Here is a 13,900-nt window from a genome sequence, read left to right as displayed (position 1 = left end):
CCACGATGACCGTGCAATGGCGCAAGGCGCTCGCCGCAGGCGGGATCTCGGCACTGCTGGTACTCAGCGCGTGCGGTGCCCCCACCGCGGGCCCCGCGGCCCCGGTGCCGGCCGGGCAGGTGCCCGACCGGCCGTCCGAGCCGGTCACCCTCAACATCCTCGACGTCGCCGGCAACCTGCAGCTGACCCAGCCGATGATCGACGACTTCGTGGCCAAGAACCCCGACATCGTCTCCCGGGTGACCACCGAGAAGGCGACCGCGCCGGAGATGGCCGGCAAGGTCAAGGCCCAGCAGGACGCCGGCCGCCTCGGCATCGACCTGGTCCTCACCGGCACCGACGGCCTGTCCGCCGGCTCCGAGCAGGGGCTGTTCACCCCGCTGCTGCCCGACTTCGCCGAGCGCCTCGGCGGCATGGACGCCTACCTCGAACCGGCCGCGGCGATGCAGGAGCTGGCCGCCGACCAGGGCGTGGTCGTGACCTACTACCCGTCCGGGCCGCTGATCGAGTACGCCCCCGACCGCGTGCCGACCCCGCCCACGACGGCCGAGGAGCTGTTGGCCTACGCCCAGGCCAACCCGGGCAAGGTCGGCTACGCCCGGCCGGCGAACTCCGGGCCGGGGCGCACGTTCCTGATGGGGCTGCCCTACATCCTGGGCGACTCCGACCCGAAGGACCCGGTCAACGGCTGGGAGAAGACCTGGGCCTACCTCGCCGAGCTGGACAAGACGATCCAGTCCTACCCGTCGGGCACCACCGACACGATGAAGAACCTGGCCAACGGCACCTACGACATCGTGGTGACCACCACCGGCTGGGACATCAACCCGCGCGCGCTGGGCACCGTGCCCGCCGACTACAAGGTCGGCACCCTGGAGGGCTTCACCTGGGTCACCGACGCGCACTACGCGGCCGTCCCCAAGGGCGTCTCGCCCGACAAGCAGGCCGCGCTGCTGGCCCTGATCGAGTTCATGCTGACCCCCGAGCAGCAGGCCAAGGCCTACGACTCGGGCTACTTCTACCCCGGCCCGGCGATCAAGGACGTCACGCTGGAGATGGCCCCGCCGGAGAGCCAGCAGGTCATCGCCCAGTTCGGCCGCCCGGAGTACGACGCGCTGATCGCCGAGCACCCGACCGCGACCCCGCTGGCCACCAAGGACATCGTGGCCGCGTTCGACAGGTGGGACCGCGAGATCGGCGGCGGGTCGTGAGCTCGGCCGGAGCGGCCCCACCCGGGCGGTTCGGCGAGCTGCGCCTCGACGGCGTCGGGCGCCGCTTCGCCGGCAAGGACGCGCTGGTCGAGCTGGACCTGACCATCCGCGCCGGGGAGTTCATCGCGCTGCTCGGGCCGTCCGGGTGCGGGAAGTCGACCGCGCTGAACTGCCTGGCCGGGCTGCTGCCGCTGACCACGGGCAGCATCTGGCAGGACGAGCGCCGCATCGACACCCTGCCCGCGGAGAAGCGCGGGTTCGGGATGGTGTTCCAGAGCTACGCGCTGTTCCCGCACATGTCCGTGCGCCGCAACATCGCCTTCGGGCTGCAGATGCGCAAGCTGCCGCGGGCCGAGGTGCGCAGGCGCACCGAGGAGGGGGTGCGGCTGGTGCAGCTGGAGGAGCACGCCGACAAGCTGCCCGGCCAGCTCTCCGGCGGCCAGCAGCAGCGCGTCGCGATCGCCCGGGCCGTCGTCCTGGAGCCCTCGCTGGTGCTGATGGACGAGCCGCTGAGCAACCTCGACGCGAAGCTGCGCCTGGAGATGCGCACCGAGATCCGCCGGCTGCACCAGTCGCTGGGGCTGACCACCGTCTACGTCACCCACGACCAGGAGGAGGCGCTGTCGCTGGCCGACCGGCTGGTCGTGCTGCGCCACGGGCGGGTGCAGCAGGTCGGCACGCCCGAGCAGCTGCACGCGCGGCCGGTGAACTGGCATGTCGCCGACTTCATGGGCTTCCGGAACCTGATGGAGCTGGAGGCCGCGCACGTCTCCGGCACCGGGGTCGACGCCGAGGTCGCCGTCCGCGGCGAAGGGCTGACCCTGCTGGGCACGGCCACCGCGGCGGTGTCGGCGGGCGACCGGGTGGTCGCCGCGGTCCGCCCGGAGGACGTCCTGGTCGTGGAGGACGCCGGCGGCGACAACCGGATCGCGGCCACCGTCGAGGTCGTCGAGTACCAGGGCCGGGAGCTGGCCGTCGAGGTCCGCACCGCCGCCGGGCGGGCGCTGCACCTGCGCACCGAGCGCAGGCTGGCCCCGGGCGACGAGGTCGCCCTGACCGTCGAGCGCGAGCGGCTGCTGGTCTACCCGCTGGCCCCCGGCGAGCAGGCCCCGGCCCCGCTGGTCGACGCGGTGACGACATGAGGGCGACGACATGAGGACGACGACATGAGCCTCACCGTCGAGCGGACCGACCCGACACCCACCGGCCCGCGGGACCCGGGGCTGAGCCACCGGCTGGCCGAGCGCGGGATCGACCGGACACTGCTGCTGCTCCTGCCGGCCGTGCTGTTCGTGGCGCTGCTGTTCGTCTACCCGTTCGGCTACGGGCTGCAGCTGTCCTTCGCCCCGGCCGAGGGTGGCCCGCTGGCCAGCTACGCGGCGTTCTTCTCCGACCCCTACCAGCGCAACACCATCTGGATCACGCTCGGGCTGGCCCTTCCGGCGGCCCTGCTGAACGTGCTGGCCTCGGTGCCGATCGCCTACAAGATGCGCGGGCGGTTCCGCGGCAAGCGGCTGCTGACGATCGTCCTGGTGGTGCCGATCACGCTGGGCACCGTGCTCACCGCGCAGGGCCTGCTGAACTTCCTCGGCCCGGCCGGCTGGTTCAACAAGGCCGTCGTCGGGCTCGGGCTGGCCGACGCGCCGGTGCAGCTGGTCAACAACTACTGGGGCGTGTTCTTCTCGCTGGTCATCACCGGCTTCCCGTTCGCGTTCCTGCTGATCCTGTCCTACCTGTCCGGGATCGACCCGACCCTGGAGCAGGCCGCGGCGACCCTGGGCGCGGACTGGACGCAGCGCTTCCGCCGGATCACCCTGCCGCTGCTGGCCCCCGGCCTGGCCACCACGTTCTGCCTGGCGTTCGTGCTGGCCTTCAGCGTGTTCCCGTCGGCGGTGCTGGTCGGCAACCCGGCGGGGGAGACGCGGGTGCTCGCCCTGGCCGCCTACCAGGCCGCCTACGAGCAGTACGACTACTCGCTGGCCTCGGCGATCGCGATGGTGATGGGCGCGGTGGAGCTGCTGGTCATCGCGGTGGTGCTGCTGTGGCGCTCCCGGCTCTACGCCGGCAGCACGGGAGGGAAGGGCTGATGGCCACCGTGGTGAGCAGGCCGGCGAAGCGCCGGATCGTGGGCACCCCGAGCAGCTGGCTGGTCTGGGGCGTCGTGGCGTTCTTCCTGGTCAACCTGGCCGGGGTGGTCGGCTCGGTGCTGGTGAGCTCGTTCGGCACCCGGTGGTTCGGCACCTGGCTGCCCGAGGGCTTCACCGGCTCCTGGTACGCCTCGGCCTGGCAGGAGTTCGGGCTCTTCGACGTCGTGTGGGTGACGCTGCAGGTGTCGCTGCTGGTCGTGCTGATCTCGGTGCTGATCGGGGTGCCGGCGTCCTACGTGCTGGCCCGCCGCGACTTCCCCGGCAAGAAGATCGTCTACTTCGCGTTCCTGCTGCCGATCCTGATGCCGCCGATCACCTACGGCATCCCGCTGGCCACCGTGCTCTACAAGTACGGCTTCGCCGGCAACGCCTCCGGCGTGGTGCTGGCCAACCTGGTGCCCTCGGTGCCGTTCGTCATCCTGACCATGACCCCGTTCATCGAGCAGATCAACCCGAGCATCGAGTCGGCCGCGCGGATGTGTGGCGCCGGCGTGCGCGCGATGTTCCTGCGGGTGCTCGGGCCGCTGCTGGTGCCGGGCATCCTGGCCGCGGCGATCCTGGTGCTGGTGCGCACGGTCGGGATGTTCGAGCTGACGTTCCTCACCGCCGGGCCCGACTCGCAGACACTGGTCGTGTCGCTCTACTACGCCATGTCGGCGGCCGGGATCAGGGCGCAGCAATCGGTGGACGCGATGGCCGTCATCTACACCTCGACGATGCTGGTGCTGCTGGTGGTCGCGTTGCGCTACGTCAACCCGACGCAGCTGGTCGCCCGGGTGAAGGAGACGCCGGCACCGTGATCATCACCGACGCGCGCGTCATCGTGACCAGCCCCGGGCGCAACTTCACCACGTTGAAGATCGTCACCGACGAGGGGCTGACCGGGGTCGGCGACGCCACCCTCAACGGCCGCGAGCTGGCCGTGGCCGCCTACCTCACCGAGCACGTCGTGCCGCTGCTCATCGGGCGCGACGCCGGCCGCATCGAGGACACCTGGCAGTACCTCTACAAGGGCGCCTACTGGCGCCGCGGCCCGGTCACCATGACCGCGATCAGCGCCGTGGACACCGCGCTGTGGGACATCAAGGGCAAGCAGGCCGGGCTGCCGGTGCACCAGTTGCTCGGCGGGCGCAGCCGCGACGGCGTCACCGTGTACGGGCACGCCAACGGCACCGACACCGACTCCCTGCTGACCGAGGTCGACCGGCTGATCCGCGAGGGCTACCGCGCCGTGCGGGTGCAGAGCGGTGTGCCCGGCCTGGAGAAGGTCTACGGGGTCAGCGACCGCGACGTCTACGAGCCGGCCGACTCGGCCGTGCCCACCGAGACCGTCTGGTCGACCGAGGCCTACCTCGACCACCTGCCCGGCGTGGTCGCCCGGGTGCGCGAGGAGTTCGGGCCCGGCGTCAAGCTGCTGCACGACGTGCACCACCGGCTCACCCCGATCGAGGCCGCCCGGCTCGGCAAGGCGCTCGAACCGTACGCGCTGACCTGGCTGGAGGACCCGGTCCCGGCCGAGCTGCAGTCCGGCTACCGGATCATCCGCCGGCACACCACCACGCCCATCGCGGTGGGCGAGGTCTTCAACACGATCTGGGACTGCGCCGACCTGATCCGCGAGCAGCTGATCGACTACATCCGCTGCAGCGTGGTGCACGCCGGCGGCATCAGCCACCTGCGCCGCATCCACGACCTGGCCGCCCTGCACCACGTGCGCACCGGCGCGCACGGCGCCACCGACATGTCGCCGGTGTGCATGGCCGCGTCACTGCAGCTGGGCATCAGCGCGCCCAACTTCGGGCTGCAGGAGCACATGCCCCACACCGCCGAGACCGACGCCGTCTTCCCGCACGCCTACCGCTACGCCGACGGCTACCTGCACCCTGGTGACGAGCCGGGCCTCGGCGTCGACATCGACGAGGATCTCGCCGCGCGGTACCCGTACAAGGCGGCGTCGCTGCCGGTGAACCGGCTGGCCGACGGCACGCTGCATTCCTGGTGACACCGCGTTCCCGGTGACACCGTGGTGAGAGGACAGCCATGACGACCACCACCGACCTGCTCACGCTGCACCCCGACGACGACGTCGCCGTCGTGCTCACCGACGGGCACGCCGGCGTCCCGGCCGGGCACAAAGTGGCCCGCCGCGCCCTGCCGGCCGGCGCGCTCGTGCACAAGTACGGGCAGGTGATCGGGGTGACCACCGCCGCGGTGCGCGAGGGCGAGCACGTCCACACGCACAACCTGGCGATGCCCGGCGAGCGGCTGCGGGCGGCCGCCCCGCCGGCGCCGCCGGTCCGGGCGACCGGGTCGGTGGACCGCACGTTCCGGGGCTACCTGCGCCCCGACGGGCGGGTCGGCACCCGCAACTTCATCGGGGTGCTGACCTCGGTCAACTGCTCGGCCACGGTGGCCCGCCACATCGCCCGCCGCTTCGAGTTCGAGCAGCTGCCCGGCGTCGACGGCGTCGTCGCGCTCACCCACGGCAGCGGCTGCGGCATGGCCGACCGGGGCCCGGGCTGGGAGGTGCTGCGCCGCACCCTGTCCGGCTACGCCCGCCACCCCAACATCGGCGGGATCGTCGTGGTGGGGCTGGGCTGCGAGGTCAACGACCTGTCGAGCCTGGTCGCCGGGCTCGGCGTGGGCGAGCACGTGCCGGTCTCGTCGTACTCCATCCAGGACGTCGGGGGCACCGCGGCCGCGATCGCCGAGGGCGACCGCCGGGTCCGCGAGATCGCCGAGCGGCTGGCCCGCGACACCCGCACCGAGGTCGGGATGGAGCACCTCGTGCTGGGCCTGCAGTGCGGCGGCTCCGACGGCTGGTCGGGGCTGACCGCCAACCCTGCCCTGGGCGTCGCCTCCGACGCTGTGGTCGCCGCGGGCGGCACGTCGATGCTCGGCGAGACCCCGGAGATCTACGGCGCCGAGCACCTGCTGGCCGCGCGCGCCGTCGACGACGGGGTGGCCGGCGTGCTGCTCGACCGGATCGCCTGGTGGGAGCGCTACACCGCCGACCAGGGCACCACACTGGACGGCAATCCGTCGCCGGGCAACAAGGCCGGCGGCATCACCACGATCCTGGAGAAGTCGCTCGGCGCGGTGGCCAAGGGCGGGCGCGCCCCGCTGGTCGAGGTGGTCGACTACGCCGTCACCCCGACCCGCCGCGGGCTGGTCTTCATGGACACCCCCGGCTACGACCCGGTCTCGGCGACCGGGATGGTCGCCGGCGGGGCCACCCTCATCGCGTTCACCACCGGGCGCGGTTCGGTCTTCGGCAGCCGCCCGGCCCCGACGGTCAAGCTGGCCAGCAACTCGGCGATGGCCGCCCACATGGCCGACGACATCGACGTCGACTGCGGGCCCGTCGTGACCGGCGGCGTCGAGCTCGCCGAGATGGGCGAGCGCGTGCTGGACACGCTGCTGGAGGTGGCCTCCGGGCGGCCCAGCGCCAGCGAGGCGCTCGGCGTGGGCGGCGAGGAGATGGTGCCCTGGCAGCTCGGGGCGGTCCTGTGACCGGTCCCGCGCTGCCCCGGTTGACCGCCGGGACGCTCGACCGGTTGCGGCCGGGCGTGGCCGCGCACCCGCGGCACCCGGACGCCCGGATCGGGATCGTGCACCTGGGTATCGGCGCGTTCCACCGCGCCCACCAGGCCGTCTACACCGAGGACGCGATGGCGGCCGAGGGCGGCGGCGGGTGGGCGGTCCTCGGGGTCACCCAGCGCTCGCGGGCGGTGGTGGAGCAGATGCGCCCCCAGGACGGCTACTACGGCGTGCTCGAAGTGGACGAGGGCGTCGAGTCGGCCCGGGTCGTCGGCGCCGTCGCGGAGGTGGCGTCGGCGCCCGACGAGCCCGAACGCGTCCGCGCCGCGATCGCCGACCCGGCCGTCGGCGTGGTGAGCCTGACCGTCACCGAGAAGGGCTACCGCCGCGGCGGCGACGGCCGGCTCGACCTGACCGACCCCGCGGTCCGCGCCGACCTGCAGCGCCCCGACGCGCCCTCGACGGCGATCGGCCAGTTGGTGCGCGGACTGCAGCGCCGCGCGCGCGATGGCGCTCCGCTCACCGTCGTGTCCTGCGACAACCTCGTCGGCAACGGCGCCGTGCTCGCCGGGCTGGTCGCCGACTTCTGCGCCGCGCTGCCGCCCGCGGAGGGCGGCCCGTTGGCGGAGTGGGTCGCGGCCGCGGTGCGCTTCCCGTCGACCATGGTCGACCGGATCGTGCCGGCCACCACCGCCGACGACCGCGAGCGCGCCGCCCGGCTGTTCGGCGTGCGCGACGAGGCGCTGGTCGTGGCCGAGCCGTTCCGCCAGTGGGTGATCGAGGAGTCGTTCGCCGGCCCGGTGCCGGCCTGGGAGCGCGCCGGCGCCACCCTGACCGCGGACGTGGCGCCCTACGAGGCCGTCAAGCTCCGCCTGCTCAACGCCACCCACTCCCTGCTCGCCTACACGGGCGCGCTCGCCGGCTACCCGACCATCGCCGAGGCCGTCCGCGACGACCGGCTGGCCGCGGCCGCCACGGCGTTCATGGACTCCGACGCCCTGCCCACGCTCGTCGCGCCCGACGGCATCGACCTGGCCGACTACCGCCGCACGGTGCTGCACCGCTTCGCCAACCCCGCCCTGCGCCACCGCACCACCCAGGTCGCCATGGACGGCTCGCTGAAGCTGCCGGTGCGGCTGCTGCCGATCCTGCGCGCGCGGCTGCGCGCCGGGGCGCAACCGCGCTGGGCCGCGCTCGCGCTGGCGGCGTGGATGGCGTACGTGGCCCGTGGTCGCGATGTCCAGGGCCGCCCACTGCCCCTGGACGACCCCCTGGCCGACCGGCTCCGGGAGGCGGCGGCGGGCTCGCGGCGGGGGTTGGCCGAGCGGATGCTCGGGCTCCCGGAGGTGTTCGACGACGAGTTGCGGGACTCGGTGGAGCTGCGCGATCTGCTCGACGAGCACCTGGACGAGCTGCTGGGCGAGGTGCGGCCGAGCGCGAGCGGTCCCTGAGAGCCCGCCTGGCGACGCACACGATCTTCTGGAGGGTTGGCCAGGTGTCTCCGGCGGCGCCTCCGCGTCGGGACTCGCGCCGCGGTCGTTGACCCCGTCGAGAACGAAGTTGTCGTGATCAACAGGGCCTGTGGATCACGACAACCTCGTTCTCGACGGAGTCAGGCGGGGGCGTCGAAGACCTCGTCGCGGGCGGTGGCCACCGCTACGTGGATCGCTCCGGTCAGCACCGCCTCGCCGGCCACCTCCGTGGGTCGTACCGCGGGGTGCACGGGGGCGATGCGGGGGACCGCTCGTTGGATCCGCCCGGCCAGCGCCGCGCCGCCCGCCCGTCCGACGTCGCCGGCCAGCACCACCAGGCTCGGGTCGAGCACCACGCAGATGGCGGCGACGCCGACGGCGAGGCGTTCGCCCAGCTCGTCGAGCAGGGGGTGGTCGGGGAGCGCGGCGGCGGCGGCCACGGCGGCGGCGGGGTCGGTGTCGTCGAGGCCGTGGCGGGCGGCGAGGGCGCAGACGGCGTGCCCGCCGACCAGCGACTGGAACGCGGCCGCCCGCGGGTCGCTGACCACCCTCGGCAGGGACGTGCCCGGCACCGGGAGGTAGCCGACCTCGCCGGCGCCGCCGCTGGCGCCGCGGTGCAGGCGGCCGCCGAGCACGATCCCGATGCCCAGGCCGCGGCTGACCCAGAGCAGGACGAAGTCGTCGGTGCCGGCGGCGCCGCCGTGGGCCTGCTCGGCGAGCGCGGCCAGGTTGACGTCGTTCTCGACGCTCACCCGGCAGCGCAGCCGCGCGCGCAGGGCGGCGGGCAGCTCGGGGCTCCACGCCGGGACGTCGATCGCGAGGTCGACGGCGTCGGTCGCCGGGTCGACGACGCCGGGGGTGCCGATGACCACGGCCTGCAGGCCGTCCTCGGGGACGCCGGCCTCGGCGGTGGCCGCGGACAGCGCCTTGTGCAGGCCGTCGACCAGGTCGTCGGAGCCACCGGGGACGGCGCCGCGCCCGCGCACCGCCCCGGTGATGTCGGCGACGGCGACCGTGATGCCGTCGGGGCCGACGTCGACGCCGGCCGCGTAGCCGACGGTCGGGACGACGCAGTAGAGGGCGGCGTTGGGCCCGCGGCTGCCGGCCTGTGAGCCGACGACCTCGACCAGGCCGCGCGCCTCCAGCCGGGACAGCAGCTGGGAGACCGTCACCTTCGACAGCCCGGTGCGCCCGCCCAGGTCGGTGCGGGTCAGCGGGCCCTCGGAGATCAGCAGGTCCAGGACGGCGCGGTCGTTCATGGCCCGCAGCAGGCTGGGCGTGCCCGGTCGTGACACTCGCGGCTCCTCGGTGGGGCTGGCTGGCGCGTCCGGCCGCGTGGGACGTCCGGATGTGAAGAGTATGCGCCGATCATGGCTGGTGTCTTGCTGTTAGGAAAGTTTCCTATTAGTTTGCCCCCAACTCGCCCGAAGTCCACCGGACGAGACCCACACCACCCGAGCAGTTCCCCCTGGCGAACGGGAGGGCCATGCACATCCGGCACCTGGTGACCGCGCTGTCCGCAGTCACCGTCGTGATCCTGGCGGGATGCGGCGCGCCCGCATCCGAGACACCCGAAGCGGCCGCGCCGTCGACGCTCACGGTCTGGTACATGACCGGATCGCTGCCCGACGACGTGGCCGCCTCGCTCAAGAAGGACTTCGAGGGCTCCCACCCCGGGGTCACCGTCGAGTACCAGGTCCAGCAGTGGGACGGCATCGGCGAGAAGCTGACCACGGCGCTGGCCGGCGACCAGCCGCCGGACGTGCTGGAGATCGGCAACACGCAGGTCGCGCAGTACGCCGCGGCCGGCGGCCTGACCGACCTCTCCGACGCCGTCGGGACCTTCGAGAACAGCGACTCCTGGCTGCCGGGCCTGGCCGAGCCGGGCAAGTGGGAGGGCAAGACCTACGGCGTGCCGTTCTACGCCGGCACCCGCACGGTCATCTACCGCACCGACCTGTTCGAGCAGGCCGGCGTGGCGGTGCCGACGACCTGGGACGAGCTGCTCGCGCTCGGCGAGCCGCTGCGCGCCGCGTTCGGGGCGGGCAACCCCCAGTTCATGCCGCTCTACCTGCCCGGCCAGCAGTGGTACACGCTGGCCAGCCTGGTCTGGGACGAGGGCGGCGAGCTGGCCGTCCCGGCCGGTGAGGGCTGGAAGGGCGCGCTGGCCACGCCGCAGGGCCAGGCCGGCATCGCCCGCTACCAGCAGCTGTACTCGGCGCTGTCGACCGCACCCGCCGACACCGACGAGGCCACGCCGCAGCAGTACGAGATCCTGTCCCAGAGCGGCGCGGCCATGATGATCGGGCTGCCCTGGGAGCTGGCCAGCGCGGTCGAGGCCGCCCCGGAGCTGGACGGCAAGCTCGGCGTGTTCGCGCTGCCGAGCAAGACGGCCGGCAAGCTCGCCCCGCCGTTCGTGGGCGGTTCGGACCTGGCGGTCCCGCTCGGCAGCGACGCGCCCGACCTGGCGAAGGAGTTCATCGGGCTGGTCGCCGGCACCGACACCCAGACCGCGCTCGCCGAGGCGGGGGCGATCCCCAACTCCAGCGCGCTGGCCGGGGTCGCGGCCGACAACGAGGTCCTGCAGACCGGCATCGAGGCGGCCGCCGTCGGTCGCGCCACGCCGGTCGACCCGACGTGGGCGTCGGTGGAGACCGCACCCAACCCGCTGAAGGACATGCTGACCCAGGTGCTGCAGGGCGTCCCGGTGCAGCAGGCCGCCGCGGCGGCGGACGACCTGATCACCGAGCGGATGAGCTCCTGACCGTGCAGCCCGTCACCACCTCGTCACCGGCGGCGCCGCGGCGGCTGGCTGCCCTACGCGCTCGTCGCGCCCAGCGTCCTGGCGCTGCTGGTGCTGCTGGGCTGGCCGGTGGTGCGCGACGTCGCCATCTCCTTCCAGCGCCTGGGCCTGGCCGAGCTGGTCCAGCGCCGCACGGTGTGGATCGGCCTGGAGAACTACCGCGAGGTGCTGGCGGACCCGTTCTTCTGGACCGTCGTCCTGCGCACCGTGGTGTTCACGCTGGTCAACGTGGCGCTGACGATGGTGCTCGGGCTGGCCGTCGCGCTGCTGCTGGCGGCGGTCTCGCGGGCGGTGCAGATCGCGCTGTCGGTGGCGCTGGTGCTGGCCTGGGCGGTGCCGCCGATCTCCGCGACGGTGATCTTCCAGTGGCTGTTCGACACCCAGTTCGGGATCGTCAACCAGGCGCTGACCGGGCTCGGTCTCGACTTCGCCGACCACTCCTGGTTCGCCACCGGGATCTCGACCTTCGGCGTCATCACCGCGCTGGTGGTCTGGCAGGCGATCCCGCTGGTGGCGCTCAGCCTGTTCGCCTCGACGACCGCGGTGGGCCCCGAGCAGTACGAGGCGGCGGCCATGGACGGCGCCGGGCCGTGGCGCCGGTTCACCGCGGTGACCTGGCCGGCGATCCGGCCGATGGTGCTGGTGCTGACGTTCCTGTCGGTGATCTGGGACTTCAAGGTCTTCACCCAGGTCTACGGCATCCGCCAGGGCGGTCCCAACCGGGAGACGGTCACCATGGCGCTCTACGCCTACCAGCAGGGCATCGGCAGCCGGGAGTTCGGCACGGCCGCGGCCATCTCGGTGATCATGATGCTGATGCTGACGGCCGGTCTGGCCTGGTACGCGCGGCTGATGGTGCGCAGCGCGGAGGACGAGCAGTGATCCGCAGGCGCGGCAGCCGCACCCTGGTCAACCTGGTCGGTGTGGCCGTGGCGCTGGTCATGGCCTTCCCCGTCTACTGGATGGCCGCCACGGCGCTCAAGCCCAGCGGCGACATCCTGTCCAGCACCCCGCACGTGCTGCCGTGGCCGGTGACGTTCGAGCACTTCCAGACGGCGGTCACCCGGCCGTTCTTCGTCGACTACCTGCGCAACAGCCTGGTCGTGGTGCTGGCCGCGGTGGTCCTGTCCATCCTGACCGCGGCGCTGGCCGCGCTGGCCGTCGCGCGCCTGCGCTGGCGGGGCAGGCGGGCCTACCTGCTGCTGATCATCCTGGCGCAGACCGCGCCGCTGGAGGCGCTGCTGATCCCGGCGTTCCTGGTGCTGCGCGACGCCGGGCTGCTCAACCGGCTGCCCGCGCTGGTGCTCACCTACTTCATGGTCACCCTGCCGTTCACGGTGTGGACCCTGCGCGGGTTCGTGGCGGCCATCCCCGTCGAGCTGGAGGAGGCCGCGATGACCGACGGCTGCACCCGGCTGGGCGCCTTCCGGCGGGTCGTGTTCCCGCTGCTGGCCCCCGGCCTCGTCGCGACGAGCGTGTTCGCGTTCATCACCGCGTGGAACGAGTTCATGTTCGCCCTGGTGATCATGCAGGAGCAGGACAAGCTGACGCTGCCGGTGTGGCTGGCCACGTTCCGCACCGCGTTCGGCACCGACTGGGGCGGCACGATGGCCGCCTCCACGCTGTTCACCCTGCCGGTGCTGGTGTTCTTCCTGCTGGTGCAGCGCAGGCTGGTGTCGGGGATGTCGGCCGGGGCGGTCAAGGGATGACCCGCGCCCCCGCACCGGAGCCGATGGCCGCGGTCGTGGCCGACGACGAGCTGGCCCGGGCCGCGGCCGGGGTCGTGCTGGCCTCGTTCACCGGCCCGACCGCGCCGCCGTGGGTGCTGCGCGGGCTGGCCGACGGGCTGGCCGGCGTCGTGCTGTTCGGCAGCAACGTCGTCGACCCCGAGCAGCTGGCCCGGCTCTCGGCGACGCTGCGCGCCGAGGGCGACGATCCCGTCATCGCGATCGACGAGGAGGGCGGCGACGTCACCCGCCTCGCGCACGCCACCGGCAGCCCCTACCCGGGCAACGCCGCGCTGGGCGCCGCCGACGACGTCGTGCTGACCCGGCAGGTCTACCGCGCGCTCGGCGCGGAGCTCGCCGCCGTGGGGGTGACCCTCGACCTCGCGCCGAGCGTGGACGTCAACACCGCGGCCGACAACCCGATCATCGGCACCCGGGCGTTCTCCGACGACCCGCAGCGCGTTGCCCGGCACGGGGTGGCCGCGATCGCCGGTCTGCACGACGCCGGCGTCGCGGCCTGCGTCAAGCATTTCCCCGGCCACGGCGCCACCCGCGAGGACTCCCACCTCGCGCTGCCCACCGTCGACGTGGCGCTGGACGTGCTGCGCGAGCGGGAGCTGGTGCCGTTCCGGGCCGCGATCGACGCCGGCGCGCCGTGCGTGATGACCGCGCACATCCGGGTCCCGGAGCTGACCGGGGAGCTGCCCGCGACCCTGTCGGCCGCGGCCCTGCACGGGCTGCTGCGCGTCGAGCTCGGGTTCGACGGCGTCGTCGTCACCGACGCACTGGACATGCACGCGGCCAGCGCGCGGGCCGGGATCGCGGCGGCCGCCGCGGACGCCTTCGTCGCCGGTGCCGACCTGCTGTGCCTGGGCGCCGAGCCCGGACCGGACGGCGTCGCCGCGGCGGTGGCGGCGGTCGCCGAGGCGGTGCGGGAGGGGCGCGCCCCGAGGGAGCGGCTCGACCGGGCCCGGGAGCGGATCGCCGCGCTGCGCCGGGC

General features: G+C 73.5%; 12 protein-coding genes. 11 read left to right on the top strand and 1 reads right to left on the bottom strand.

From position 1 onward, the window contains the following. Window positions 1–5 precede the first annotated feature (5 nt). From KIK08_RS12280 to KIK08_RS12250, 7 genes are read left to right on the top strand one after another with little or no spacing between them, the layout of a single operon-like run. A complete protein-coding gene (locus tag KIK08_RS12280) occupies window positions 6–1,211 on the top strand; it encodes an extracellular solute-binding protein (protein WP_214403208.1) in 1,206 nt (401 codons plus the stop codon). Further along, window positions 1,208–2,353: an ABC transporter ATP-binding protein gene (locus KIK08_RS12275; RefSeq protein WP_214403207.1), complete on the top strand. Its 1,146-nt coding sequence runs from the start codon at window positions 1,208–1,210 to the stop codon at window positions 2,351–2,353. Before KIK08_RS12280 ends, KIK08_RS12275 begins: the two co-directional genes overlap by 4 nt. Window positions 2,354–2,377: 24 nt before the next feature. Further along, the gene (locus tag KIK08_RS12270) at window positions 2,378–3,298 is read left to right on the top strand and encodes an ABC transporter permease (protein ID WP_214403206.1); all 921 of its coding nucleotides are present in this window, start codon (window positions 2,378–2,380) and stop codon (window positions 3,296–3,298) included. Continuing rightward, on the top strand, window positions 3,298–4,158 hold the full coding sequence (locus KIK08_RS12265; RefSeq protein ID WP_214403205.1) for an ABC transporter permease: 861 nt from the start codon (window positions 3,298–3,300) through the stop codon (window positions 4,156–4,158). The genes KIK08_RS12270 and KIK08_RS12265 overlap by 1 nt, the downstream gene beginning before the upstream one ends. Then, window positions 4,155–5,360 (top strand): D-mannonate dehydratase ManD, encoded by a 1,206-nt coding sequence (manD, locus tag KIK08_RS12260; protein ID WP_214403204.1) that lies wholly within the window; start codon window positions 4,155–4,157, stop codon window positions 5,358–5,360. The genes KIK08_RS12265 and manD overlap by 4 nt, the downstream gene beginning before the upstream one ends. A gap of 38 nt (window positions 5,361–5,398) precedes the next feature. Next, window positions 5,399–6,871 (top strand): UxaA family hydrolase, encoded by a 1,473-nt coding sequence (locus tag KIK08_RS12255; RefSeq protein ID WP_214403203.1) that lies wholly within the window; start codon window positions 5,399–5,401, stop codon window positions 6,869–6,871. Then, a complete protein-coding gene (locus KIK08_RS12250; RefSeq protein WP_308257601.1) occupies window positions 6,868–8,349 on the top strand; it encodes a mannitol dehydrogenase family protein in 1,482 nt (493 codons plus the stop codon). The genes KIK08_RS12255 and KIK08_RS12250 overlap by 4 nt, the downstream gene beginning before the upstream one ends. Before the next feature lie 161 nt (window positions 8,350–8,510). On the opposite strand, the gene KIK08_RS12245 is transcribed toward KIK08_RS12250, so the two are convergent. Further along, window positions 8,511–9,665, bottom strand: a complete 1,155-nt coding sequence (locus KIK08_RS12245; RefSeq protein WP_214403202.1) for an ROK family transcriptional regulator — start codon at window positions 9,663–9,665, stop codon at window positions 8,511–8,513. Window positions 9,666–9,979: 314 nt separating this feature from the next. Between KIK08_RS12245 and KIK08_RS12240 the strand changes: the two genes are divergently transcribed. From KIK08_RS12240 to KIK08_RS12225, 4 genes are all read left to right on the top strand, one after another. Further along, window positions 9,980–11,134: an extracellular solute-binding protein gene (locus KIK08_RS12240; RefSeq protein WP_250556860.1), complete on the top strand. Its 1,155-nt coding sequence runs from the start codon at window positions 9,980–9,982 to the stop codon at window positions 11,132–11,134. Window positions 11,135–11,224: 90 nt separating this feature from the next. Then, window positions 11,225–12,055 carry a carbohydrate ABC transporter permease gene (locus tag KIK08_RS12235; protein WP_214403200.1) on the top strand — a complete coding sequence of 277 codons (831 nt, stop codon included), beginning with the start codon at window positions 11,225–11,227 and terminating at the stop codon, window positions 12,053–12,055. Then, a complete protein-coding gene (locus KIK08_RS12230; protein WP_408004667.1) occupies window positions 12,052–12,882 on the top strand; it encodes a carbohydrate ABC transporter permease in 831 nt (276 codons plus the stop codon). Before KIK08_RS12235 ends, KIK08_RS12230 begins: the two co-directional genes overlap by 4 nt. Beyond that, window positions 12,879–13,900, top strand: a 1,022-nt coding sequence (locus KIK08_RS12225) for a glycoside hydrolase family 3 N-terminal domain-containing protein (protein WP_214403199.1), incomplete at its 3' end; no start/stop codon positions are given. The genes KIK08_RS12230 and KIK08_RS12225, both read left to right, overlap by 4 nt.

It is taken from the genome of Pseudonocardia lacus, assembly GCF_018531445.1.
Lineage (GTDB): Bacteria > Actinomycetota > Actinomycetes > Mycobacteriales > Pseudonocardiaceae > Pseudonocardia > Pseudonocardia lacus.
This window is presented reverse-complemented; position numbering and strand designations above follow the sequence as displayed.